General features: G+C 70.6%; 25 protein-coding genes and 1 tRNA gene. 15 read left to right on the forward strand and 11 right to left on the reverse strand.

Annotation, left to right across the window (positions count from 1 at the left end; all coding sequences use genetic code 11):
* Window positions 1–79: 79 nt before the first annotated feature.
* Both pruA and OG344_RS22385 read right to left on the reverse strand, forming a co-directional pair.
* Window positions 80–1753, reverse strand: coding sequence for an L-glutamate gamma-semialdehyde dehydrogenase (gene pruA / locus OG344_RS22380; RefSeq protein WP_405089146.1), 1674 nt, complete (start codon window positions 1751–1753; stop codon window positions 80–82).
* Window positions 1753–2664 carry a proline dehydrogenase family protein gene (locus OG344_RS22385; RefSeq protein ID WP_405084735.1) on the reverse strand — a complete coding sequence of 304 codons (912 nt, stop codon included), beginning with the start codon at window positions 2662–2664 and terminating at the stop codon, window positions 1753–1755. The genes pruA and OG344_RS22385 overlap by 1 nt, the downstream gene beginning before the upstream one ends.
* Window positions 2665–2747: 83 nt before the next feature.
* On the opposite strand from OG344_RS22385, the gene OG344_RS22390 reads away from it, so the two are divergent.
* Window positions 2748–3857: a PucR family transcriptional regulator gene (locus tag OG344_RS22390; RefSeq protein ID WP_405084736.1), complete on the forward strand. Its 1110-nt coding sequence runs from the start codon at window positions 2748–2750 to the stop codon at window positions 3855–3857.
* Window positions 3858–3919: 62 nt separating this feature from the next.
* Here the strand turns inward: OG344_RS22390 and OG344_RS22395 are convergent, their stop codons facing one another.
* From OG344_RS22395 to OG344_RS22405, 3 genes are all read right to left on the reverse strand, one after another.
* A complete protein-coding gene (locus OG344_RS22395) occupies window positions 3920–5131 on the reverse strand; it encodes a family 16 glycosylhydrolase (RefSeq protein ID WP_405084737.1) in 1212 nt (403 codons plus the stop codon).
* A 103-nt stretch (window positions 5132–5234) separates the two neighbouring features.
* Window positions 5235–6287 (reverse strand): glycosyltransferase, encoded by a 1053-nt coding sequence (locus OG344_RS22400; RefSeq protein WP_405084738.1) that lies wholly within the window; start codon window positions 6285–6287, stop codon window positions 5235–5237.
* A 149-nt stretch (window positions 6288–6436) separates the two neighbouring features.
* On the reverse strand, window positions 6437–8242 hold the full coding sequence (locus tag OG344_RS22405; protein WP_405084739.1) for a SpoIIE family protein phosphatase: 1806 nt from the start codon (window positions 8240–8242) through the stop codon (window positions 6437–6439).
* Window positions 8243–8339: 97 nt separating this feature from the next.
* Here OG344_RS22405 and OG344_RS22410 point away from each other — a divergent pair, with 97 nt between their 5' ends.
* The gene (locus tag OG344_RS22410) at window positions 8340–9050 is read left to right on the forward strand and encodes a GAF and ANTAR domain-containing protein (RefSeq protein ID WP_327045275.1); all 711 of its coding nucleotides are present in this window, start codon (window positions 8340–8342) and stop codon (window positions 9048–9050) included.
* Window positions 9051–9143: 93 nt separating this feature from the next.
* Here the strand turns inward: OG344_RS22410 and OG344_RS22415 are convergent, their stop codons facing one another.
* Window positions 9144–9500: an STAS domain-containing protein gene (locus OG344_RS22415; RefSeq protein ID WP_327045276.1), complete on the reverse strand. Its 357-nt coding sequence runs from the start codon at window positions 9498–9500 to the stop codon at window positions 9144–9146.
* Between the two features lie 189 nt (window positions 9501–9689).
* Between OG344_RS22415 and OG344_RS22420 the strand changes: the two genes are divergently transcribed.
* The 3 genes from OG344_RS22420 to OG344_RS22430 all read left to right on the forward strand — a co-directional run bounded on the left by OG344_RS22420 (window position 9690) and on the right by OG344_RS22430 (window position 12322).
* On the forward strand, window positions 9690–10469 hold the full coding sequence (locus OG344_RS22420) for a SigB/SigF/SigG family RNA polymerase sigma factor (RefSeq protein WP_405084740.1): 780 nt from the start codon (window positions 9690–9692) through the stop codon (window positions 10467–10469).
* A gap of 122 nt (window positions 10470–10591) precedes the next feature.
* The gene (locus OG344_RS22425; protein ID WP_405084741.1) at window positions 10592–11008 is read left to right on the forward strand and encodes an ATP-binding protein; all 417 of its coding nucleotides are present in this window, start codon (window positions 10592–10594) and stop codon (window positions 11006–11008) included.
* A 15-nt stretch (window positions 11009–11023) separates the two neighbouring features.
* Window positions 11024–12322 (forward strand): NAD(P)/FAD-dependent oxidoreductase, encoded by a 1299-nt coding sequence (locus OG344_RS22430; RefSeq protein WP_405084742.1) that lies wholly within the window; start codon window positions 11024–11026, stop codon window positions 12320–12322.
* Between the two features lie 241 nt (window positions 12323–12563).
* Here OG344_RS22430 and OG344_RS22435 read toward each other — a convergent pair whose 3' ends face one another.
* The 3 genes from OG344_RS22435 to OG344_RS22445 are packed head-to-tail and all read right to left on the reverse strand — an operon-like array spanning window position 12564 to window position 14420.
* Complete coding sequence (locus OG344_RS22435) at window positions 12564–12752, reverse strand: hypothetical protein (protein ID WP_327045280.1); 189 nt, start codon at window positions 12750–12752, stop codon at window positions 12564–12566.
* 7 nt (window positions 12753–12759) lie between these two features.
* Window positions 12760–13707 carry a hypothetical protein gene (locus OG344_RS22440; RefSeq protein ID WP_405084743.1) on the reverse strand — a complete coding sequence of 316 codons (948 nt, stop codon included), beginning with the start codon at window positions 13705–13707 and terminating at the stop codon, window positions 12760–12762.
* Window positions 13704–14420 (reverse strand): hypothetical protein, encoded by a 717-nt coding sequence (locus OG344_RS22445; protein WP_405084744.1) that lies wholly within the window; start codon window positions 14418–14420, stop codon window positions 13704–13706. The genes OG344_RS22440 and OG344_RS22445 overlap by 4 nt, the downstream gene beginning before the upstream one ends.
* A 118-nt stretch (window positions 14421–14538) precedes the next feature.
* Between OG344_RS22445 and OG344_RS22450 the strand changes: the two genes are divergently transcribed.
* Complete coding sequence (locus OG344_RS22450; protein ID WP_327045283.1) at window positions 14539–14889, forward strand: DUF6458 family protein; 351 nt, start codon at window positions 14539–14541, stop codon at window positions 14887–14889.
* 90 nt (window positions 14890–14979) lie between these two features.
* On the opposite strand, the gene OG344_RS22455 is transcribed toward OG344_RS22450, so the two are convergent.
* Window positions 14980–15426: a hypothetical protein gene (locus tag OG344_RS22455; protein WP_405084745.1), complete on the reverse strand. Its 447-nt coding sequence runs from the start codon at window positions 15424–15426 to the stop codon at window positions 14980–14982.
* A gap of 91 nt (window positions 15427–15517) precedes the next feature.
* On the opposite strand from OG344_RS22455, the gene OG344_RS22460 reads away from it, so the two are divergent.
* A tRNA-Pro gene (locus OG344_RS22460) sits at window positions 15518–15591 on the forward strand.
* A gap of 310 nt (window positions 15592–15901) precedes the next feature.
* A complete protein-coding gene (locus tag OG344_RS22465) occupies window positions 15902–17119 on the forward strand; it encodes an ISAs1 family transposase (RefSeq protein WP_405084746.1) in 1218 nt (405 codons plus the stop codon).
* A gap of 22 nt (window positions 17120–17141) precedes the next feature.
* On the opposite strand, the gene OG344_RS22470 is transcribed toward OG344_RS22465, so the two are convergent.
* On the reverse strand, window positions 17142–17693 hold the full coding sequence (locus OG344_RS22470; RefSeq protein ID WP_405084747.1) for a flavoprotein: 552 nt from the start codon (window positions 17691–17693) through the stop codon (window positions 17142–17144).
* A gap of 111 nt (window positions 17694–17804) precedes the next feature.
* Here OG344_RS22470 and OG344_RS22475 point away from each other — a divergent pair, with 111 nt between their 5' ends.
* The 7 genes from OG344_RS22475 to OG344_RS22505 all read left to right on the forward strand — a co-directional run bounded on the left by OG344_RS22475 (window position 17805) and on the right by OG344_RS22505 (window position 22760).
* On the forward strand, window positions 17805–19055 hold the full coding sequence (locus OG344_RS22475) for a helix-turn-helix domain-containing protein (protein WP_405084748.1): 1251 nt from the start codon (window positions 17805–17807) through the stop codon (window positions 19053–19055).
* 58 nt (window positions 19056–19113) lie between these two features.
* Window positions 19114–19407, forward strand: a complete 294-nt coding sequence (locus OG344_RS22480) for a hypothetical protein (RefSeq protein ID WP_405084749.1) — start codon at window positions 19114–19116, stop codon at window positions 19405–19407.
* Between the two features lie 189 nt (window positions 19408–19596).
* A complete protein-coding gene (locus tag OG344_RS22485; protein WP_405084750.1) occupies window positions 19597–19749 on the forward strand; it encodes a hypothetical protein in 153 nt (50 codons plus the stop codon).
* Between the two features lie 44 nt (window positions 19750–19793).
* The gene (locus OG344_RS22490; RefSeq protein WP_405084751.1) at window positions 19794–20540 is read left to right on the forward strand and encodes a hypothetical protein; all 747 of its coding nucleotides are present in this window, start codon (window positions 19794–19796) and stop codon (window positions 20538–20540) included.
* Window positions 20541–20610: 70 nt separating this feature from the next.
* A complete protein-coding gene (locus tag OG344_RS22495) occupies window positions 20611–21528 on the forward strand; it encodes a hypothetical protein (RefSeq protein WP_405084752.1) in 918 nt (305 codons plus the stop codon).
* Entirely contained in the window at window positions 21525–22175 is a 651-nt protein-coding gene (locus OG344_RS22500; RefSeq protein WP_405084753.1) for a class I SAM-dependent methyltransferase, read from the forward strand. Before OG344_RS22495 ends, OG344_RS22500 begins: the two co-directional genes overlap by 4 nt.
* Before the next feature lie 18 nt (window positions 22176–22193).
* Window positions 22194–22760 carry an HAD domain-containing protein gene (locus OG344_RS22505; RefSeq protein ID WP_405084754.1) on the forward strand — a complete coding sequence of 189 codons (567 nt, stop codon included), beginning with the start codon at window positions 22194–22196 and terminating at the stop codon, window positions 22758–22760.
* Window positions 22761–22775 lie beyond the last annotated feature (15 nt).

Here is a 22775-nt window from a genome sequence, read left to right on the forward strand (position 1 = left end):
GCAGGGTCGCGTTCGCCCCGTCGTTCTGCGGGATCGTCTGGAACGGCAGGGCGCTCAGATGCGGTAGGCATCCAGGCGGTCAGTAGCCGAGGGTGCCCAGGTCGGGCTGCTGCCAGCCGCCCTGTGGCACGTCGCCGCGGTACGGCCCGCCGGCCACCGGCGGCACGAAGGTCTCCTTCACCGTGCGGACGTTGACCCACCGGATCAGGTTGAAGATCGAGCCCGCCTTGTCGTTGGTGCCCGAGGCCCTGGCCCCGCCGAAGGGCTGCTGCCCGACGACCGCCCCGGTGGGCTTGTCGTTGACGTAGAAGTTGCCCGCCGCGAAGCGCAGCCGCTCCGTGGCGGCCTCGACGGCGTACCGGTCCTCGGCCATGATCGACCCGGTCAGCGCGTACGGGCTGACGCTCTCCATCTGGTCGAGCACGGTGTCGTACGCGGCGTCGTCGTAGACGTGGACGGCGAGGATCGGGCCGAAGTACTCCTTCACGAAGACCTCGTCGGCCGGGTCGGCGCACTCCAGCACCGCCGGCCGCACGAAGTAGCCGGTCGAGTCGTCGTAGGCGCCGGCCAGGACCTCGATCGAGTCCGTCGACCGGGCCCGGTCGATCGCCTCCCGGTGCTTGGCGAACGCCCGCGCGTCGATCACCGCGCCCATGAACGTGGACAGGTCGCCCGACACGTCGCCGACGGTGAGCGACTCGGCGGCCGAGACGAAGTCGTCGCGCATGCGCGCCCACAGCGAGCGCGGCACGTACGCCCGGGACGCCGCCGAGCACTTCTGGCCCTGATACTCGAACGCCCCCCGCAGCAGCGCGGTCGCCAGCGCGCCGGGCTCCGCGGAGGGGTGGGCGAGGACGAAGTCCTTGCCGCCCGTCTCGCCGACGAGCCGGGGGTAGCCGCGGTAGCCCGCGATGTTCTCCCCGACCGTGCGCCACAGGTGCTGGAAGGTGGCCGTCGAGCCGGTGAAGTGGATCCCGGCCAGCTCCGGATGCGGCAGCGCGACCTCGGACACGGCCGCGCCGTTGCCCGTGACCATGTTGATCACTCCGGGCGGCAGCCCGGCCGCCTCCAGCAGCCGCATCGTGAAGTGCGCGGAGAACTGCTGCGTCGGCGACGGCTTCCACACCACCACGTTGCCCATCAGCGCAGCCGCGGCCGGCAGGTTGGCCGCGATGGAGGTGAAGTTGAACGGCGTGATCGCCAGGACGAAGCCCTCCAGCGGGCGGTACTCCATCCGGTTCCACACGCCCGGCGACGACTGCGGCTGCTCGGCGAGCAGCCGGCGGGCGTAGGAGACGTTGAACCGGAAGAAGTCGATCAGCTCGCAGGCGGCGTCGATCTCGGCCTGCTGCGCCGACTTCGACTGGCCGAGGATGGTCGCCGCGTTCAGCGTGGCCCGCCAGGGGCCGCTCAGCAGTTCGGCGGCCCGCAGGAAGACCGCGGCGCGCTCCTCGAACGGCAGGGCCCGCCAGCGCGGCGCGGCCTCCAGCGCCGCGTCCACCGCCGCCCGGACGTCGGCCGCGGTCGCGTCGGCCGTATGGCCGAGCACGGCGGCGTGGTTGTGCGGCTGCACGACGTCGATCGGGGCGCCGCCGGCCAGGCGCCGCTCGCCGCCGATCGTCATCGTGAGGTCGAGGGACGCCCCGGCCAGCTCCTTGATCCGGGTCTCCAGGGCGGCGCGCTCGGCGCTGCCGGGCCCGTACCCGTGCACCGGCTCGTTCGCCGGCACCGGGACGTCGGTGATCGAATCCATCATCCACCCCTCAGAGCACGAAGGAAGAAGGCGACGTTGGCCGGGCGCTCGGCGAGGCGGCGCATGAAGTAGCCGTACCAGTCGTCGCCGTAGGGGACGTAGACGCGCACCCGCGACCCGGCCGCGGCCAGCGCCGCCTGCCTGTCGGCCCGGATGCCGTAGAGCATCTGGAACTCGTAGTCGTCCGGGCCGCGCCCGGCGCTCACCGCGAGCGACTCGGCGATCGCCATCAGCCGGTCGTCGTGCGTGGCCACCATGGGATGACCGCTGCCCGCCATGAGCACCCGCAGGCACCGCACGTACGCGCGGTCCACGTCGGCCCCGCGCTGGTGGGCCACGGAGGCGGGCTCGGCGTAGGCGCCCTTCACCAGGCGCACCCGCGACCCGGCGAGGTCGCGGCAGTCGGCCTCGCTGCGGAACAGGTACGCCTGGATCGCGACGCCCGTCTCCGGGAAGTCCTCCCGCAGCGCGCGCAGCGCGCCGAGCGTCGCGTCGACGGTGGTGTGGTCCTCCATGTCCAGGGTGACGGTGGAGCCGCACTCCCGCGCCGCGGCGCAGATCTGCCGCGCGTTCTCCAGGGCGAGGCCGGGATCGAGGGCCTGCCCGACGGCCGACAGCTTGACCGACGCCTCGGCCCGGTCGCCGAGGCCGAGCGGCCCCAGCGCCTCCAGCAGCGAGACGTACGCCTTGGCGGCGGAGACGGCGGCCCCGGAGTCGCGGACCTCCTCGCCCAGATGGTCGATGGTGACGGAGAGCCCCGAGCCGGTCAGGCGGCGCGCCGCCTCGACGGCGTCCGCGGCTGACTCTCCCGCCACGAAGCGGTCGACGACCTTGCGCGTGAGCGGGAAGCCCGACACGGCCCGGCGGGCGAGCGGGCTGCGCGAGCCCGCGAGAAGCAGGGAACCGAGCATGGTCACAGGCTAAATCCGCACGTCACCAAAGTTCCACGGACATCCGCCACAGCATTTTTGGACAAATGCACAACAATGTCAGTATGCAAGACATCGTCGATGAGATCTCCCGGCTGCTCGGCGCGTCGGTGACGCTCGAGGACCGATCGTTCAACCTCCTGGCGTACGGCGCGCAGAGCGGGGACATCGACAGCGTCCGGCAGGAGTCGATCCTGCGCAGGCGCGCGTCCGACGAGGTGCGGGCCCACTTCGAGGCGTACGGCATCGCGACCGCGACCGGGCCGGTGCGGATCTCCGGGCTGCCCGGTGTGCTCGGCCGGGTGTGCGTGCCGCTGCGGCACGACGGGGTGACCTACGGGTACCTGTGGGCGCTGGAGTCGGGAGAGCTCACCGACGAGCGGCTGGCCGCCGCCGGGCCCCTGGTCGGCCGGGTGGCCGCGCTGCTGGCCGCGCAGGCCCGGGGCCGGTACGCCCCGCTGCGCCAGTTCTTCTCCGCCGACCCGGCGGCCCGCGCCGCCGCCGGGGTGGTGGCCGACGGACCGGTGACGGCCGTCGCGGTCCGGACTCCGGCGCGGGAGGCGGCCCAGCTGTCCGCCCTGCCGCGGACGCTGCCGCGCGGCGTGCTCGCCGACCCCGACGTGACCGAGTCAGGGACAGGTGAGCCCGGAGCGGCTGCGTTCGGAGCGGCTGCGTCAGTGGTGGGTGGGGGGATCCTCGCGATCCTCGCGCCGGCCGCGCAGGCGGCCCGGGTCGCGGGGCTGCTGCACGGCCTGTACGGCCTCGCCGCCGGGATCGGCGGCCCCCGCGACGACCCCCGCGACGCGTGGGAGAGCTGGCGCGAGGCGCTGCCGGCCCTCCGGGTGGCCGAACACGCCGAGCGGCACGCCCCGGTCGCCGACTGGGCCACGCTCGGCGTCTACCGGCTGCTGGTCCGGCTGTCCCCGCGCGACCTCGCCGGCCTCGCCGCCGAGTCGGCCGCCCTCACGCCCCGGATCGCGGCGAGCGTCGAGGCGTACCTCGACCACGCGGGCCACGCCGGTGAGACGGCGGCGGCGCTCGGCGTGCACCGGCAGACGCTGTACTACCGGCTCGACAAGGCGGCCCGCCTCACCGGGCTCGACCTCGGCGACGGGGAGGACCGCCTGCTGCTCCACCTGTCGCTGAAGGCGGCGGCCCTCCTCGGCGGCGCCTGACCCGCCCGCACCGCGCGCGGGCGGGCGGCGGTCAGCGCCGGGCGGTGGTCAGCGCCGGGTGGTCAGCGCTGCGCGGCCCGGTAGACGCGCAGCCAGTCGACGAACAGGGTCCCGCCGCAGGCATCGGAGCCCTCGCAGACGTTGCGCAGCGACACGCCCATGCGCTGGGCGGGGACGCGTCCGGTGTAGTCCCAGACACGGGTGCCGTCCAGCCAGACGCTCACCCGGTCGGGCAGCCAGTCGACGGCGACCGTGTGCCAGAGCGTGAAGTCGGCCCGCAGCGCGCCATGGGTGCGGTCTCCGCTGTCCGAACCGACGAAGGCGTTCGCCGCCTGCCGGTCCGGGTCGCCGATGGCGGCCAGGCCGATCTCCGCGCCGCCGCCGCTTCCCGGCCGCAACGACACCACGGGGGTGCCCGAGCCCTTGGTGGCACTCAGGCGCACCTCCCAGCGGCCGTACTGCTGGGTGAGTCTGCCGGTCAGGCCGGTCCCGCCGGTCAGGCGCAGCGTCCCGCCGCCGATGCCGCCCGCTCCGCGCGAGCCGGAGGCCGTCCAGGCGGACGGGTCGAGCTGCCGGCCGAAGTCCTCGGTGAGGACCGGGCCGCTCCATCCGGCCGCCGTGCCGTTCCCGGCGCTCGGGCCCCCGGCGGTCCCCGCCGGCCGATCGGTGATCACAGGGTCGCCGGGGACGTCCCGCGGCTGGACGATGTCCACCTGCCGGGGGCCGGTGCGGGCCGGCGCGGCGAGGCGCATCGGCGGATCGGTCCCCTCCCCGGTCTCGTCGGTGGTCCCGTCCGCGGACTTGCCGGTGCTCTTGCCGGTGCCGGTGCCGGTGCCGCTGTCCCTGGCGCCCGGCGCGGCCGTGGGCGGGGGCGTCGCCCGCTGGACGAGCGACGGGCGCGGCGCCGGGCCGGACGAGGGGGCGGGACCGGGCGCGGGGGCGCCGATGCCGACCGGTTCGTTCGTGATCTTCTCGGCGGCCGTCTCCGCGGCGTCGTCGCCGATTTCGTGCACGGACCGGCCGTCGGCCTCGGCCGACACGCCGGAGGAGGTTCTGGAGGCGCCCTTGGAGGTCCTGTCGCCCGCGGACGCCTTGTCAGCGGGTTCGGCGGCGCCGGGGACGGAGGTCCGGGTCGCGCCCGCTCCGGCCGCGTTGGGCGCGGAGCCGGGAAGGTCGGGGGAGGAGGCGGGGGGCCGCGCGGCGGACTCACCGCCCGCGTTGAACACCTTCGTGGAGTCCCCGCTCGAACATGCGGTGGCGGCGACGATGAGCATCGCCGCCGCCACGGCTGAACCAGGTCCATGAAGTGACATGAGCCGAGTTAACCACAGGAATTGACATTTATAACGAGGTGAAACTGGTAATGCCGCTTGTCGGTCAGGCGCACGTCTTCTCGTATACACGGAGCAGTTCCATGCTGATGCGCTCGACCGAATAGCGGGAACGGGCGCGGTCGGCCGCCGCGTACCCGATGGCCGTGCGCAGCGTGGGGTCGCCGAGCAGGCGGCGGATGCGGTGGGCGATCTCCAGCGGGCGGTCGGGCCGGGTCAGGAAACCGGTCACGCCGTCCACCACCGAGTCGAGGTGGGCTCCGGACGCCGAGGCGATGACGGGGATCCCGCACGCCATGGCCTCCAGCGCCGCCGTGCCCGTGGGGACGGTCGGCGGCAGCGACAGCACCAGGTCGGCGCTGCGCATGAGCTTGGGCATCGCCGTGTGCGGGACCATGCCGAGCGTCTGCACGCGGTCGCCCACGCCGTGCTCGCCCGCGATGGCCCGCAACCGCTCGATGCTGGGGTCGTCCCCACCGGCGATCACCAGTTCGGCGTCGGGCACGGCCCGCAGCGCGTGCACCGCGTACTCCGCTCCCACGTGACCCACGTGCAGCAGGCGGGGCCGCTCGCCCCGCGGGAAGGCCGGGCCCTGGCGGCGGAAGCGCTCGACGTCGATGCCGTGGGGGACGACCGAGATGTTGCGGCGGGGCACGCCCATCCGGATCAGCTCGGACTCCTCGTCGGCGCAGGCGGCGATGACGGCCCGGGCCCGGCGGCCGATCGCGCACTCCAGCCGGCGCACCGGCGCGGGGGTCCGGCTCTCGTCGTGGTGGCTGTGGAAGGTCTGGGTGACCGGCACGTCCATGCCCTCCGAGCCCGCGATCGCGGCCAGGCCGCTCGACCACGAGTAGGCGTGGATGATGTCCGGCCGGTGCTCCCTCCACCGCTGGGCCAGCCCGGCGCTGAAGTCGGGGATGTAGGGGAGGAGGTCGCTCTCCGACAGCTCCACGTCGGGTCCGGCGGGCACGTGCTCGACGCCGGCGCCCTTCGTCTTCGACCGCGTGTAGACGGTCACCCGGTGGCCCCTGGCCAGCTCACGCGCGATGGCGGGCGTGTCGGGAGTGAGTTCGTGCGCGGAGACGATCGCGATATCCATGGCACACCTCAAGACAGGAAGGCGCTTGAAAAGGTGTGCCTGCGTCCTAGGCACGATCGATGTAGAGGATGTTTACCTTACTCCGAATCGAGCTAAACACCTAATCCGGAAAAATCATGCGATCTCCCGCGCCCCGGGGACGCCCCGCCTCAGCGGGATCGGCGCAGCGTGAGCACGGTGATCTCGTCGACGGCGTGCGTGCCGCAGAAGCCCCGGTGGTCCTCCTCGATCGCCTTGACGACCGTGCTCGGGGGCTGGCCGGCGCAGCGGGCGAGGACCTCGGTGAGCCGATCCTCGCCGTAGTTGTCCCCGGCGGGGCTCTGCGAGCCCACCAGGCCGTCGCTGTAGAGCACCAGCGTCTCCCCGGCCGACAGCGTGAGGTCCTCGGTCGCGGGCACCGAGCCCTCCTCGAAGCCCAGCGGCACCCCGCCGCCCTCGGAGAAGCGGACGCCGCCGCCCTCCTGGACCAACGCGGCCGGGTGGTGGCCCGCGGAGGCCAGCCGCACCTTCCGCCCCCGCACGAAGCCCGCCGCGGCCATCACGAACAGGCCCGTGTTCTGCGCGACGAGCGCGTCGCTGACCTTCCGCAGCGCCTCTCCGGGGTCGTCCTCCCACACGCTCAGCACGCGCAGCCCGTTGCGGACCACCGCGGTCACGGCCGCCGCCTCCTCGCCGCGCCCGGCCGTGCTGCCGACGACGAAGCCCCAGCCGTTCTTGACCGGGAACACGTCGTAGAACTCGCCGCCGATCGCCCGCATGCCGGAGCCGGGGTGGTAGACCGCCGCGATCTCGAAGCCGGGGATGTCGGGCAGCGTCCGGGGGAGGACCCCGGTCTGCAGCGTGTCGGCGGCCTGCGAGCGGCGCTGGAAGCCCCGCTGCGCCCGCATCGCCAGGCCGAGGTGCAGGCCGGCCTCCTCCATCAGGCCGAGGTCGGCGAGGCCGAACGGAGGGCGCTCGCGCAGGCGCACCAGCGTGAGCACCCCGCGCACCTCCTCCTCGGTCCGGATCGGCACGCTGAGCAGGGAGCCCGCCCGCATCGCCTGCAGCACGTCACCGCCGAGCAGCGAGTCGTCGCTCAGCATCTCGTGGACGACGCCGCTGTGCGTGGTCAGCACCTGCGCGACGACCGGCGCCGCGGCGGGGGAGGCCTCCTCGACCGTCCGTTGCAACCGGCCGACCGGCTGGTCGCTCGGCCCGATGACGACCGACCTGACCGGCTCGCCGTCCCCGGAGACGTCCGCGATCACCCAGTCGGCCGTCTCCGCGGCCAGCAGCCGCGCCGCGCGCAGCAGGGCGACCGGCTCGCGCAGGCTCTCCTCGTCGAGCAGCAGCCGGGTGAGCCGTGACAGCAGCTCGTGCCGCCGCGCCGCCGCGAGAAGGTCCGTGTCGTCGGGGACGTCCGCCTCCGCCGCCGGTTCCGGAAGCTGGACCTCCGTCGGCAGCACGACCCCGGCGAGCATCTCCTGCGGCTCGCCCGGCATCCGCAGGCGGCTCAGCACCAGCCGTACGTTGTGGGCCCGGCCCTGGTGCGCCAGGCGGGTCGGGAACGAGACGCTGTCCTCGCCGTGCAGTACGGCGGCGAGGCGCTGGCGGAACGCCGCGCGGGCGGCCACGTCGACGAGAAGCGGGAAGGCGCGGCCGATGAGGTAGCCGGCCGGGCTGCCGAGCAGGCGGGTGGTCTCGTTGTTGATGCGGCGCACGGTGCCGCCCGTGTCCATGATGATCACGGGGATCGGCAGCGCGCGGAATACCTGGCGCAGCAGCTTCTGCTCGCGCTGGCTGCCGCCGTCCCTGCGCCTGCGGCTGCGCGTCACCTCGGCCACGGCCTTGCGCAGCAGTTCCTCGGCGGTGTCCAGCTCGCGTAGCATCGCGTCCGGGTCGGGAGCGTCCCGCAGCGTGGCGATGCGGTCGGCGAGCCCGCTCAGCGCGCGCTCGAGTTCGGCGGTGTCGGGCAAGCTGCCCCCCTCTCTCGACGTAGACGCTACGCCAAACAACGGGTCTAATCGATCCGGCCTGGATTAACCCCGAACCTATGGGAATGGTCTTTCTACCATGGAGACAACGTCCATCCTCGCCCGTGACCTCGCGGCTCTCGGCCGTGTGACGGAAGGCACGTCCGCCGAGGGCGTCCTGCGCGGGATCACCGAAGCGGTGGCCCGGGGCGTCCCCGGCTGCGCGGGCGGCACCGCCGAGCTCTGGATGGAGGAGCGGGTGCTGCTCGCCGCCTCCCACAGCGAGCTCACCGCGCTCATCGACCGCGAGCGCGACCTGCGGGAGGGCCCGTCCAGGGAGGCCCTGACGAGCGGGCGCCCGGTGTCGATCCCGGACGTGATGCGCGAGTCCCGCTGGTCCCGCTACGCCGCCACCGCCGTACGGCACGGCGTGCGCTCGGTCCTCGTCGTGCCCGTCGCGGTCGACAGCGCCGTCGCGATCATCGGCCTGTACGGCGTGCGTCCCGGCGTCTTCACCGCCGGTGGCTCGCTGATGGCCCTGCTGCGCGAGCAGGTGACCGTGGCGCTGGCCAACATCTGGGAGTTCGACGACGTGCTGACCGGCGCGGCGCAGATGCAGGAGGCGCTGGCCGGCCGCTCGGTGATCGACCAGGCCAAGGGGATCATCATGTCCAAGAGCGGCTGCTCGGCCGAGGAGGCGTTCGAGGAGCTCCGGCGGGTGTCCCAGCATCACCAGGTCAAGGTGGCCGACCTGGCCCGGCTCCTGGTCACCGAGCACCAGCAGAAGCACGGGGGAGCGGCGCCGGAGTGATCACGCATCCCGATGGCCCCCGGGCCGGCGCGGGCACGGGCCGGCCCGAACGGTTCAGCGGATCCAACGGCTCGGCGATTCGGTTCAGGCGGTTCAGGCGGCGAACGCGGCCAGGGCCTCGTCGAGGGTGTCGAACAGCGGCAGCCGCTGCGACAGGCCCGTCACCCACATCACCTTGGAGTTCGGGTACTGCACGGAGACCAGCGCGAAGTTGCCGCCCGCGGTGGTGGAGCGCTGCCAGTTGTGGACGATCAGGCCGAGCGCCCGGGAGTCCATGAACGTGACTTTGCCCAGGTCGAGGATCATGTCGGGGCCGTGGTCGTCCGCCGCCGCGTCCAGGAAGTCCGAGAACTGATCACGTGTGGTGGCGTCGAGGACACCGTTCACGTGGATCACCACGATGTCTCCCGCCATGCTCGACGACAGGGACAGCAATCCGTTGTTCGACACCTCGCGCCTCCTCTGCGGCAACATTACTGGCGCGGAAGGGGTGGTGAAACTCCCGACTTTGCGGCAATATACTGAAGCAGAGGTCCAGCAGAGGGCCTCGTCTCGATACTGTAGCGAGGCGTGCCTTCTGCCTGGTCACCCCAGTCGCGTAGGCGCCCTCGCGAGAAGAAATACGAGGGGACTGCGCAGATGGCTGCCGAGGTCCGTGCAGAGACCGCCAGCAATCCGACCGCCGAAGAGCTCCTGGACGAGCTCACCCGGGACGACGTGTCCGAGGCCCGGCGGGAACGCCTCCGTGAAATGATCGTTGAAATGCACCGTCCGATGGCGAGGGACATCGCCCGGCGGTACCTCAACCGGGGCGAGCCGATGGAAGACCTCCTCCAGGCCGCGTACGTCGGCCTCATGAAGGCCATGAACGGCTTCGACCCCACCCTGGGTCACAGCTTCCGCGGGTACGCCATGGTCACCATGACGGGTGAGGTCAAGCGGCACTTCCGCGACCGCACCTGGGCCGTCCGGGTGCCCCGCCTCTACCAGGAGCGCCGCGCCGAGCTGAACCGGCACGTCGCCGACATGACCCAGGAGCTCGGCCGGTTCCCCACCGTCGCCGAGCTCGCCAAGAAGATGGGCCTGTCCGAGGAGGACATGCTCCTCACCATGGACGCCTCCGCGGCGTACAGCACCCTCTCGCTGGACGCGCCGATCGGCGCGGACGACGACGCCGCCGCGCTCGGCGACGTGATCCCCGAAGAGGACGACGCGCTCGACACCCTGGTGGACAAGGAAGCGCTGAAGCCCCTCCTCGACCTTCTCCCCGAGCGGGAGAAGAACATCCTCCTGCTGCGGTTCTACGGCAACATGACGCAGGCCGAGATCGCGGCGGAGTTCGGCATATCGCAGATGCACGTGTCGCGGATCCTCCGCAAGACCCTCGACCAGCTTCGGGCGGAGCTCGTCGCGGGATGAGAAGATCGCGACGATACCCGGGGCACCGCCTGTGTTCAGGCGGTGCTCCGAGGTATCTTCGTCCTGCCAACAGCCCACAGGTCCTGAGATAGCCCGAATTGGCGTCGGGAGGCGTGTACCGCGTGAAAGATGACGGCGTTCCCGCGCACGTCACCGGAGCGGCGAGGGAGCGTACCTTCTCCTTGGCCGATCTTCCTGATCTGCGGGAGTTCGCCGCCGCCGAGGCGCAGCGCCGCGGCATGCCGGAAGACGCGCTGGGCGATTTCCTCGTGGCGCTCAACGAGGTCGCCACAAACGCGGTCACACACGGGTCGACGAAGGCCCGGCTGGGATTGTGGCGCGAGGGGCCGGCCCTGGTGGTGGCGGTCCACGATGACGGCCGCGCGTGGCGTCCGCCGGCCGTGCCGGGCCACGACCCGCCGCCCGAGAACGCCACCAGAGGCATGGGCCTCTGGGTGGCCCGCCTGCTGAGCGACGACCTCCGTGTCACCACCGGACCCGGCGGGAGCACCGTGATGATGCGTTTCCGCCTGGAGTGAGGGTAAGGGACGGCCATGGCTGTCCCACGGATTCTGATCGTCGGCGGCGGATACGTCGGCATGTACACCGCACTGCGCCTGCAGCGCAGACTCCGCCGGGGCGAGGCCCTCGTCACCGTCGCGGACCTCGACTCCTACATGACCTACCAGCCCTTCCTGCCGGAGGCCGCGGCCGGCAACATCGAGGCCCGGCACGTCGTCGTCCCGCTCCGGCGGGTGCTGAACCGGTGCCAGATCCTCAGTGGACGGATCACCCAGGTACGGCTGGCCGACCGCAGGGCGGAGTTCGAGCCGCACGAGGGGCCCGCCCTCACCATCGCGTACGACTACCTGGTCATGGCGCCCGGATCGATCTCACGGCTCCTGCCGATACCCGGCCTGGCCGAGAACGGCATCGGGTTCAAGACCATCGAAGAGGCCATCGCGCTGCGCAACCACGTGCTCGGCAGGCTCGACGTGGCCGCGTCCACTCCCGACCCCGAGGTCCGGCGCAGGGCGCTGACCTTCGTCTTCGTCGGCGGGGGGTACGCCGGGGTGGAGGCCCTGGCGGAGCTGGAGGACATGGCCGCAGACGCCTGCAAGTACTTTGACGGGCTCAGCCGCGCCGACATGCGCTGGGTGCTCGTGGAGGCGACGGACCGCATCCTGCCCGAGGTGGGGCCCGACATGGGCAGGTGGACGGCCCAGCAGTTGCGTCAGCGGGGCATCGAGGTCCGCATGGGGACGATGCTGAAGTCGGCCGAGAGCTGCCACATCGTGCTCAGCGACGGCGAGGAGTTCGACACCGACACCCTCGTCTGGACCGCCGGGGTCAAGCCGCACCCGCTGGTCCGCGCCGGGGACCTGCCGGTCGACGAGAAGGGCCGGGTCAGGGTCGACGCCGGGATGCGCATGCACGGGACCGACTTCGCCTTCGCCGCCGGCGACTGCGCCGCCGTCCCCGACCTCACCCGGCCGGGGGAGTTCTGCCCGCCCAACGCCCAGCACGCCGTACGGCAGGCCAGGACGCTCGCCGACAACGTGCTGGCGACGCTGCGCGGGCAGCCCCGGCGGCCGTACCGGCACAAGTACGCGGGGTCGGTGGCGAGCCTGGGGCTCTACAAGGGCGTGGCGCAGATCTACGGCCGGGAGCTCCGGGGGTTCCCCGCGTGGTTCATGCACCGCACCTATCATCTGATGCGGATGCCGACCTTCAACAGGAAGACCCGGATCGTCATGGACTGGACGCTCGGGATGTTCTTCCCCAGGGAGATCGTGTCGCTGGGGGCCATCGAGGAGCCGCGCAAGGAGTTCACCCTGTCGGCCCGCTCGTGACCGGGACCGTCGTGCCCGGCTGATCCGGTGGCGCGTACTCCGCGCTGACACAGGAGTGCCGCGTGACCAAGGCCCGGAGGTCACGCGGCACGTTCGTGGTGTTCGCGTTCGGTGCGGTTCCGCCTGTACGCGTCCTGCTCGTGCGTCCTGCTCGTGCGTCCTGTGGTTCCGTTCGAGTGGGTCCTGCGGACCGGTTCCCGGGTGGGGTCCCGGTCCGGGGGACGCACGTCGCGGGGGAGGATCAGCGGCGGACCCGCCCACCGCGCCAGCTGCCGCGGTTGACGCCCGCGGTGCCGATGCCGGCCTGATGCAGGGCGAGCAGGCACAGACCGAGGGCGATCAGCGCGGTCATGCCGATGCCGATACTCGCGTTGAGGAGATCGAGGAGGAAGGCGATCCCGAAGACGATCGCCGCGGCGATGGCGAGCATTGTTACCTCACTTCCGGGTCAACTGGGCAAGTAGCGTGCGGTACTCGTGCAGGGCCAGGCGCAGCGCCTCGGTGTCGCCCCGCTCGTTGTCCTTCCACTGGCCGACCAATGCCTCACGGCGGGAGGTGAAGGCCGACAGGGCCTCCTCCACCAGCGCGTCCGCCTGCTCGACCGACTGACGGGGATCGTCGACGAACCCCGACTTGATCTCACGCCACCGGCCTTCCAGCACGTCGTCCAGAACGGCCCCCGTGCCCGAGGCGTTCGTGGTCGCGGCCGGGTAGGCCACCGGCCCGTCGAGTGTCCCGTCGGTGTCGGGGGTGGTGGCGGTGTCGAAAGCACCGGCGGTGTCCGGCGTGGTGTCCGGCGTGGTGGCGTACGCGGTGTCCGGGGTGGCGGGGTAGGCCACCGGTCCGCCGGCGGTGGTGTCCGCGGACGTCAGGGCGTCCCGGTCCGCGGCGGGGGTGGTCCCGTCGTCGCCGGTCGGGTCGCCCGCGACGAGGACGTCATCCTCGACGCCGTCCCGGCGCGAGTCCCGGCGCGAGTCATGCGGCGACTCTTCGGACGACGTGAGGACGTCGTCGCCCGCCTGGCCGTGCGCGTCCCCGAAGCGGTCGTCGGCGCGGTCGTCGGCGCGGTCCGCTTCGTTCCTTTCCGCATAGTTCGCGAAGTCAGGGTCGTCGCCGGTGCCCCGCACCGTGCCGTCGCCGTACGCGGTGTCGTCGGTCGTGGTGTCCGTGGTGTCCGTGGTGTCCTGGACCGTGCCGTCCCGGTAGCCGGCGGTGTAGGCGTCGCTGGGCGCGTAGACCGGGCCGGGACCCTCGTGCTCGTCCCGCCTGGCGTCATCGAGAGCCCGCTCGCGACGGGCCTCCTCCTCCAGGGGTTCGGGGGTCTCGGGAGTCGGCTGCTCGGCGACCTCGTCGCTCTGGTCGTACCGGTTCGTCCGCATGGTCATCGCCCCGCATTCCGTACGTCGGTCCGGTGGCCGTTCACCGGGACGCCGTCGTAATCGTCGTGATCGTCGGTCGTGTAGGCGGTGCCGTTCCGCGCGGCGCCGTCGCTGTCCACGTGGTCGTCTGCGCTGTCCACGTGGCCGTTCAGGTGGTCGTTCGTGTGGCCGTTCACGGGAGCGTCGGCGCCGTCGCCTAGAAGCTCCTGGAACAGCGCCCGGTAGTGGACCATCGCCTGGCGAAGCTCTTCGGTGGTGGCGTCCTGGCGGGCGGCCCGGGTGCTGATCTCGTGGGCGTTGCGGTAGTGGTCCAGAGTGGTCGAGTGGGCCACCGACAGGTCGCTCAGCCGCTGCTCGAAGTCGTCGGTCGGGTAGCCGCGCGCCGCCATGACCGCGGTGACCAGGGCGTCGGCCTCGGTGACGGCGAATCCGGGAGCGTCGACGAAGTGCTCCTGCACGTCGGTCCACTTCCGCGAGTACTCGTCCCGGGTGTTCGGGTCGAGCGGGCGGATGTCCAGCTCGGCGTGGCGCTCCTCGCGGGCGCGCAGTTCCTGCTCGGCCTCCTTGCGGCTGTCGCTCTCCCGTACGGCCCGGTCGTACTCGGGGCCGAACCGGTCCTGCAGTTGGCGCCGGCGGTTGCGCGCCGACACCAGGTAGCCGACTGCCAGGATCACCAGCACGGCGACGATCGCGACGGCCACCCATGCCACGGCGGTCATATCTGCCTCCAGGGGTGAGTGCGTTGTTCATCCGCACTGCCCGGGAATACGCGCTTCACGCATTGCGTAATCGTGGATTCTGCGGGTAATGGGCCGTTGACCAGCAGAGGAGGTTGCCATGGGCTTCGGGGCCAGTCTCGCCTTCATCGCGGTCGGCGCGGTTCTCGCGTTCGCCGTGAAATGGGACGTTCCTGGAATCGACCTGCAGATGATCGGGTGGATTCTCATGCTCGTGGGCATCGCCGGCATGGTGCTCACCAGTCGCTACACCCGCCGGCCGGGGATGGCCGAGGAGACGGTGGCGACCATCGAGCCGGACACGATGTACACCGTTGATCCGGCGGCGGAGCCGCACACCCACGTGCGCGAGACCGAGACGCACAGCACCGTCCACCCGACCGTCCACCCGGGGGAGCGCCGCGTACACGTGCGCGAGGAGACCACGCCCCTTCCGCGCGACGGCGTCTGAGCCGTACGCGGAGGGTCCGCCGGAACGTGTCCGCGGATGTGCGGATGTCACCGCCCGCCTGTTTGTTTCTCCAGGGCCAGGCGGGGTCGCTCAGCGGGCCTGGCCCGTCGCCTCCCGGGCCCGCTCGGTGGCCTGGCGGGCCTCGGCGAGGACCCGGGCGACGTGGGAGCCGGCTCCGGCGGGCACCTCGTGGAAACCCCGCTCGGGGTCGTAGGCGATGTCGAGTCCGTTGTCCACCAGCCGGGTGGCCCACCGTACGGCGGTGTTGAGCTTGTCCGCAGGGATGCGGCGGCCCTGGGCCACGGCGGAGAGATTGCGCAGGTTGGTGGCTGGGCCGCTCTGACTGTGCGCACGCCTGAGCGTCCACGGCAGGGCCCGGCTGTGGTCTGTCATGCGCTTCGACAGCCCCGCCGCTCGCTTCGCCTGCAGAATGCCGGACTCCGTCACGCCGAAGTGGTCGGCGAGGCGTGCGTTCGTCCATCCCTCAGCGGCCAGCCGCGCGAGCTCCTCCTGGTCGATGCGCGTCTTCCTCCCCATGATCACCAGCCTAGGCCGACCCGGCCGGTCATGTACGCAGACGGCCGGAAACTGCGCTAAGGTTTGCATGTGCTCGGGGAGACCAGGGCAACGGGACGTAGCGCAGCTTGGTAGCGCACTTGACTGGGGGTCAAGGGGTCGTGGGTTCGAATCCCGCCGTCCCGACACTGTTCTAGCAGGTCAGAGGCCTGATCACTCTCCAAGTGATCAGGCTCTTTTGTTGTCTGACCGTCGTTTGACCGTGAAGCTGAACGTGCCGACCGCTCCCGACCGGTGCCTCTCAATACCGGAGCTGACCAGGGGATCCACGGTCAACGAAGGTGCACGGCCGTTCCAAGATCGTGAAGCGGTGTCGTTAGGCCCAGTGATGTTGATCGCGATCTGATCACGTACGGCGTGTTTGTCCTGGAATGAGCTGAAGCTCCAGCTAGCAAGGGTCTTCTCACAGATCAGCTTGCGCGCATGGAGCTTCAGCGTGACCCAGTGTGCCACCGTGGCCGCCGAACCGGTAACGGCCGAGCCCGTCATCCGTGTCCCCCTCGGCGAAGCATGCGGCGACCTGCTCAAACTGTTCAAAGGCGTGGCCGATGGGCGCTCTGATCAAGGACGTGACCATCCGGTGGCGGCGGTGCTCGCCCTGGCTGCGGCGGCGACCGTGGCCGGGATGACGGGCTACCGCGCGATCACCGGCTGGATCGCGGATGTCCCCGCCGAGGTCCTGGCCGACCTCTACATGCGAGCAGGAGCGGCCCCGGCACCCGCGCCAGGCATGACCACGATCTGGCGCGTCCTCACCGACACCGACGCCGACACCCTGGACGCCGCGATCGGCACCTGGCTCACGACCAACCTATCGACCTGTATGAACGCCGGCGATGAGACAGACCAAGAGGGGACGCCGCTTGCCCATCTGCGGCTGGACGGCAAGACTGTCCGGGGCGCCAAGAACGACAACGGAACCCAGCGGCATCTGCTCGCGGTCATGCTGGGACCGCCGGACACGGCCGTGGTAGCCGCGCAAGCCGAGGTGGACGGTGCCAAGCCCCGTGAGACCATCACCGCCCGGGAACTGCTCAAACGCCTGGATCTGACCGGTACGGTCACCACCGCCGACGCACTGCACACCGTCAAGGCCACCGCCAAGGTGATCCACGCCCGGGGCGGCCACTTCGTCCTGCCGGTCAAGGAGAACCGCGGCAAGCTGTTCGATGCCCTGGACGCGCTGCCCTGGAGGGACACCGAGATCGCCCACACCAGCACCGGCAAAGGCCACGGCAGGATCACCACCCGCACCATCCAGGTCCTGCCCGCTCCCGACGACCTCCCCTTCCCGCACGTCAGCCAGGTCTTCCTGATCGAACGGTACGTCACCGACCTGCACGGCAAACCGATCTCCGCCGTCGCCCAGCTCGGCGTCACCAGCCCCGCCCCCGACCAGGCCACCCCCACCCACCTGGCCGGATACGTCCGAGCACAGTGGGGCATCGAGGTGCTGCACTGGATCAGAGACACCCTCTACCGCGAGGACCGCTCCCGTACCCGCACCCGCTCCGGGCCCCGAGTAATGGCCTCCCTGCGCAACCTCGCCATCGGCGCCTTACGCCTCGCCGGCCGAACCGACATCACCGAAGCCACCCGCTGGGCCTGCCGCTACATGACCAAGCCGTTCACCATCCTCGGCTTAACAACATGATCTTGGAACGGCCGTGGCCTCATTAGGAGACGAAGTCTCCACGTATGGCGTGCAGTGCTTCGTAGAGATCGTCCCAGGGGAAGGAAACCGCTCCTGGTGCGCCTGAGTTGGGTGCGGGGAGACTGTCCCAGTCGAGGATCACCCGTATGCCCCATTCCTCGAGCCGGGCCACGCTGCTGGGGAAGGCGGGATGCCTCGCAAGTGCGTGGTTGGGCCAAGGGACGGCGACGATCGGCAGGCCGAGCCCGAGGGCTTCGTTCAGCAGACCCAATGCCAGGGTGTCGCTGATGCCCTGGGCCCACTTATTGGTCGTGTTGAAGGTCGCCGGGACAACCGCCATGGCGTCGGCCGGGGGCAGCACGTCCGGTTCCTCCGACCGCTTGTAGTCGTGCCGTACGGGATAGCCAGTGAGCGTGCTGAGCCGCTCGGTGTCGATGAACTTCGTGGCTGACGGCGTCGCGATGATGCAGACCGTCCAGCCGTCCGCCTGAAGGCGCTCGACGAAGGCGGGAAGGTCACCCGCCGGCCGACCTCCGCACGCGATCACATACAGAACCGGCTTGCCCTCTGCCATATCCCGCCGTTCTCCATTCCTCTATGATCACCATCGGTTACTGTCCGCTGACCCACGGGCACGGTTACCGTGGTCGAGGCGAACACTACGTCCCCAACGTGAGGTCGTGCCATGGCGACTGAGCACGTGAAAAGTGGAGAGCTGGACCGGCGCATCGGCAGGCGCGTCCGAGCGCTTCGGTTGCGTCGAGGCCTCGGACTGCACGCCTGCGCGGAGTTGTGCGGACGGACCGAGGAGTGGCTGCGCCAGGTCGAGCGCGGTGAGCAGCGCCTGGACAAGCTCTCCACCCTCGTCGCCCTTGCGAACGTGCTCGGCGTACGAGATCTGAGCCTCATCGTCGAAGACCGGCTGCAGGGCATGACGTGCACCGTCACTGATGGCGGCAGGATCCGGCACGAGGCGGTCCCCGCCATTCGCCAGGTACTGTCCACGCCGATCTATCCGCCGCAGCCCGTGGACGACCTGCCCGCCGAGAGCGAGAAGCTGCGGCGCCGGCTGGCCGTCGCCTGGTCGGCCTGGCACGGGTCGGCTCGGCCGTACACCGCTTTGGGTGCGGTGGCGCCCGGCCTGCTACAAGACGCACTGAACCTGCACCGAGCGGCCGCGCCCAGCATGCGGTGCACCACCTGGGCGCTTGTCGCCGCGACGTTCCAGCTCGCGCAGCGCTTTCTCTACTGCGTCGGGGAGGCCGAGCTGGCGGCCCGCGCAGCCGACCGCGCGATGGTCGCCGCCGAGGAGACCGATGATCCGCATCTGATCGCGATCTCCGCCTGGACTTCCACGATGGCTGCACTCGGGCGCGGCCAGGTTGACGAGGCCTTCGAGGTGGCGTCGACCGCGGCGACCTACTTGGAGCCGGGGTCGAACTCCTCGCAGGCCGTGCTGTCGGCGTGGGGTTCCTTGCACCTGTTCGCCGCCATCGCCTGCGCGAAGAACCACCGCGGCGCTGACGCCTGGCGGCACTGGGACCTCGCTCACAGGGCCGCCTCCGCTCTCGGCCCTGCTCATCACAACCCTTTGACGATGTTCGGCCAGGCCAACGTCGCCATCTACGGCGTCGCGATAGAGGTGGAGACAGGGAGGTCCAGCGCGGCGATCGACCGGGCCAAGGCCATCACCATCTCGGCGATTCCCTCGACGAATCGGCGGGCCCAGCACCTGCTGGATCTGGCGCGAGGGCATATGCGGCAGCGAGATTTCGACGCAGCCCTCACCTGCCTCCGGATGTCAGAGACACAGTCGACGGAGACCGTCGTCTTCAATCCGCTCGCACGGCAGACCATCGGCGAGATGATCGAGGCGAGGCGCCGCCCTCCGGCTCTGTTGCTGGACCTCGCGACAAGAGCCCGCGTCATCGCCTGAACGCCACCCCCAACCGCTGGTTGGGTTTGCCCACGTGAGCCGGCCGTACGGTCGCGTCATGAGTACGCAGCTTGCCGATCGGGCGGTGGTCCGCGACGCGCTCCAGTCGCTCGCCACCGCGCTCGAAGTCCGGGGCTTCGCCGCGCGACTCCGCAGCGGTGAGGGGTCCTCGCTCCACCTGTTCGTGATGAACCCTGAGGCTCCCGTCCTCACGGAACACGTCATGATCGCGCCGGATGCGGAGGGGGAGTGGAGCTTCTGGTTCTCCTGGCCCGAACGGATCGCCCTCGTCACGAACGTCACCGAGGCCGCTGACCGCATTGAGCGTGTGCTGGCCGAGGTAGACCGTTAGCCGGAACACACCCGTATGGTCTCGCACGGTGCACCTCGCGGCGATCCCAAGGACGCGCAGCTTCCCGCGCCGTTCCACGGCGTCCACGTCGCGCCACCGCAGACAGGCTGCGAAAGGCTCGTGTGGAGGAAACCGACGGCGCGGTGCACGCATCTCCGGGTACGACGGCACACCTGTGAGTGCCAGCCGGTGGTCTACGAGCTGTGCGTTTCCGGCGGCCTGGTGTTCATCCGCCGCTCCGTCCGCAAGCCGACCGGTTTGTCCGTACGCGAGACGGAGTGGCTCCTGACGGCCAGAGCCATGGAGCTCTGGCAGCGCCTGCTCACCGGGCAGGCCCGATAGCTCCCCCTCCACCAGCAATCCCACGTCAGAAGGAGAGTGCCTCAATGACCCTGAGCGCCCAGCTCGACGCGTTCGCCGTCGACTTGCCGGTCGCCTTCGACCCGCGCTGGAACCGCATCCCCGGGATCACCGTGGACGGAGCCACCATCACGGTCAACCCCGAGAAGTACTTCTTCCGGTTCGAGAACTCCACCTGGCTCCTGTGTGACTGGAACCTCGTCGCCGGCCAGCTTCTCGGCATCGAGGAGTCCGCGGAGACCGCCGTCGAACAGCTCGCCCTGGAGTTCGTGCAGGAGCACGGCTTCTCCACCTCCGACGCCGGCCGAGTGCTGGCCACGGCCTGGGAGGTCTACAGCTACCTGTTCCGCGAGGAGCACCTGCCCACCCTCGGCCTGCCTCAGATCACCGCCGGCCACCTGCGGATGCTCCGCGAGGCGGCCACCTTCATGGCGCTCAACAAGGTCGAGCTGGACGGCCACATCTCCAACGTCGGCCCGTGCTGGTTCTTCCCCGCCGCGACCTCCGTCGTCTACGAGCTGGACGAGGAGGAGGGCGGCATGCTCGACGAGGTCTACCACGGCACCTGGTTCAACGAGTACCGCCGCATCGAGTCGATCAAGGCACACGCCGCGCTCGGCGGACGGCTGGTCCACGGCTGCCAGTCCGTGCCCAACCAATCCGGCGGCGCCTGCGTGCCGTACGGCGCCTCGATGCAGACCTTCCGCACCGAGCTGACGAGCTTCCGTGAGGAATGGCTCGCCAAGGTCTACGCCTGCCGCACCGCCAGCTGACCCTTCCCGTACGGCCCGCGCTTCGGTGAGCGCGGGCCGTACGCCCCCTGATTTCCAAGGAGTGATCGTCGTGGACGAGTTGACCGTCACCCGGCTGTGCGCCGAGCTGTGCGCCAAGGCGAGATTCCCGGGTGAGCCGAAACGCGAGCCGATGCGCGCCTGGTCGCTGTCGGCGGTGGAACGCCTGCACTTTCCCGACGGCTCCACGGCCATTTTCAAATTCGCCGCCGAGCCGTTTACCGACGAGGACCGGGCCCTCAAGCTGGCCGCTGTCCATGGCGTGCCCGTCCCCGACCTGTACGCCTCCGCCGTCAGCGGCGGCATCCTCGGCATGCTGATGCAGGACCTTGGCGAACCGGTCCGGGAGGCAACGGACGACGACGGGGTCAAGGCGGCGGTCGTCCTCCACCGGGTTCGCCCCTCGGAGATCCTGCCGACGACCCTCGACGCCGACGAACTGCGGGCCTTGCCCTTGCGCGCGCTCGCACACCTGGACTACCTGCGGCAGGTCCGGCGCTGGGAATCCACTCTCGACATCGCCGAGATGCTCTCCGCCCTGGACAAGGTGGCTCCCGCACGTGCCCAGAGGGCGGAGCTGGCGCCGTTCGGGCTGTGCCACTCGGAGTTTCACCCCAGCTCGCTGCACGTCGGGCGATCGGGATGGCGACTGCTTGACTTCGCCCGCGCGTTCAACGGCCCCGGATTGCTCGACCTGGCCTCCTGGCCGGGAACCCAACAGGCCGCCAACGTCCAACGGGTCCGTAGGCTGATCGAAGCCTACGTCGCTGTCGGCGGATCGCAGGAGGCCTTGGCGCCACGGGGTGGTCTGTCCGCCGAGGCGTGGGCCCTCGGCTGGCACCGGGTCTGGATCGTGGAGTGGTTCATGGACCAGACCGTGCACTGGATCAACGACCCAAGCAGCGATCCGGTCTACATCAAGGCCGTACGGCGTCACCTCCGCGAAGCCGTACGGCTGCTCGTGCCATGAACCGCCAGGCATGGCAAGAGCACGCCCGGCAGCGTCAGGCCGTCGAGCCGGCACTGCCGGCGGCGGCTCCGTCTCGCATGTACTGGACGCCGGAGCCTGACGGTGGGCCAGGAGCCGAGATCCTGGGACACCTCGCCTGTGCGCGCGTCCTCGAGTTGGGGTGTGGCGCGGGCCATCACCTCGCTCACCTTGTCGGAGTCCACGGCGCCACCGGGGTCGGCGTCGACATCTCCGAGAGGCAGATCGAACGGGCGCGCACGCGCTATGGGTACCTGCGGGGGATCTCCTTCGTCACCGCCGACGCGGTCCAGTTCCTGGCGACGTCGTCCCATCCGTACGACGTCTGTTACTCCGTCTTCGGCGCCGTGGGACTCACCTCGCCGAATGTGCTCGTGCCGTTGATCACGCGGGCGCTGCGGCCCGGCGGAGTGCTGGCCTTCGCCGTTCCGCATCCCAGACGCAGTGACCGGAATAGCACGTTGCTGTTGCCGTCCGGCGGCAGAATGCCGATCCGCCGCTGGGAGCCGAGCGTGCTCGGCTGGGTTGCTCTGCTGTCGGCAGCCGGATTCCTAATTGACGACCTCCAGCACCTGGGTGAGTCGCGATCCGGCCCGAAGACCTTGCTCGTTGTCGCCCGTAGATCATGACGGTTCGAGGAGGCTGTCGTGCCCGAGGTTTATCTGCTCATCGACGTCGACGGCGTGCTGATCCCGTTCCCCGACAGCGAGGGGAACGGGCCGGCTACTCACGTGAGGCACAGCGTCGTCCCCACCGGCTATGACGCGGGCTCACCCGTCCCCATATGGCTGAATCCCAGGCACGGCCCCATGCTGGCTGGGCTGATCAGCGAGCTGCCTCTGACACCGGTCTGGTGCACCAGTTGGCGTGGCGACGCCAGCCCCTTGATCGGCGCCAAGCTGGGCCTGGAGTCGTTCCCGCATGTCGAGCTGGCGCGTCAGGACGTCACGACGAGCCACCCCAACGGCTACCTCTGGAAACGGGACGACGTCTCAGCCTGGCTCGACGCCGCTCAGGCCGTCTGGATCGACGACGACTTCACCCCCGCCGACCACGCCTGGGCCGCAGGCCGGACGGCAGCAGGCATTCCCACCTTGCTCGTCCAGCCGGATCCCAGAGTCGGGCTGCTGCCGACGCATCTGGAGACGATCCGTTCGTGGATGGCCGAGTTCGCCAGCAAGCCCTCCCGGCCCTTCAGGGCCCTGCGCGATTGATACGAGCGTCGCCCG

The sequence above is a fragment of the Microbispora sp. NBC_01389 genome (genome assembly GCF_045040095.1).
Taxonomy (GTDB): Bacteria; Actinomycetota; Actinomycetes; order Streptosporangiales; family Streptosporangiaceae; genus Microbispora.

Bases quoted from the DNA above. Each gene is read 5' to 3' on its own strand.
- pruA (WP_405089146.1), bottom strand. From the start codon at position 1,753: ATGGATTCGATCACCGACGTCCCGGTGCCGGCGAACGAGCCGGTGCAC.
- OG344_RS22500 (WP_405084753.1), top strand. From the start codon at position 21,525: ATGAACCGCCAGGCATGGCAAGAGCACGCCCGGCAGCGTCAGGCCGTC.
- OG344_RS22435 (WP_327045280.1), bottom strand. From the start codon at position 12,752: ATGCTCGCCATCGCCGCGGCGATCGTCTTCGGGATCGCCTTCCTCCTC.
- OG344_RS22395 (WP_405084737.1), bottom strand. From the start codon at position 5,131: ATGCTCATCGTCGCCGCCACCGCATGTTCGAGCGGGGACTCCACGAAG.
- OG344_RS22455 (WP_405084745.1), bottom strand. From the start codon at position 15,426: ATGGGGAGGAAGACGCGCATCGACCAGGAGGAGCTCGCGCGGCTGGCC.
- OG344_RS22475 (WP_405084748.1), top strand. From the start codon at position 17,805: ATGGCGACTGAGCACGTGAAAAGTGGAGAGCTGGACCGGCGCATCGGC.
- OG344_RS22490 (WP_405084751.1), top strand. From the start codon at position 19,794: ATGACCCTGAGCGCCCAGCTCGACGCGTTCGCCGTCGACTTGCCGGTC.
- OG344_RS22400 (WP_405084738.1), bottom strand. From the start codon at position 6,287: ATGGATATCGCGATCGTCTCCGCGCACGAACTCACTCCCGACACGCCC.
- OG344_RS22410 (WP_327045275.1), top strand. From the start codon at position 8,340: ATGGAGACAACGTCCATCCTCGCCCGTGACCTCGCGGCTCTCGGCCGT.
- OG344_RS22430 (WP_405084742.1), top strand. From the start codon at position 11,024: ATGGCTGTCCCACGGATTCTGATCGTCGGCGGCGGATACGTCGGCATG.
- OG344_RS22445 (WP_405084744.1), bottom strand. From the start codon at position 14,420: ATGACCGCCGTGGCATGGGTGGCCGTCGCGATCGTCGCCGTGCTGGTG.
- OG344_RS22440 (WP_405084743.1), bottom strand. From the start codon at position 13,707: ATGACCATGCGGACGAACCGGTACGACCAGAGCGACGAGGTCGCCGAG.
- OG344_RS22420 (WP_405084740.1), top strand. From the start codon at position 9,690: ATGGCTGCCGAGGTCCGTGCAGAGACCGCCAGCAATCCGACCGCCGAA.
- OG344_RS22390 (WP_405084736.1), top strand. From the start codon at position 2,748: ATGCAAGACATCGTCGATGAGATCTCCCGGCTGCTCGGCGCGTCGGTG.
- OG344_RS22480 (WP_405084749.1), top strand. From the start codon at position 19,114: ATGAGTACGCAGCTTGCCGATCGGGCGGTGGTCCGCGACGCGCTCCAG.
- OG344_RS22385 (WP_405084735.1), bottom strand. From the start codon at position 2,664: ATGCTCGGTTCCCTGCTTCTCGCGGGCTCGCGCAGCCCGCTCGCCCGC.
- OG344_RS22470 (WP_405084747.1), bottom strand. From the start codon at position 17,693: ATGGCAGAGGGCAAGCCGGTTCTGTATGTGATCGCGTGCGGAGGTCGG.
- OG344_RS22450 (WP_327045283.1), top strand. From the start codon at position 14,539: ATGGGCTTCGGGGCCAGTCTCGCCTTCATCGCGGTCGGCGCGGTTCTC.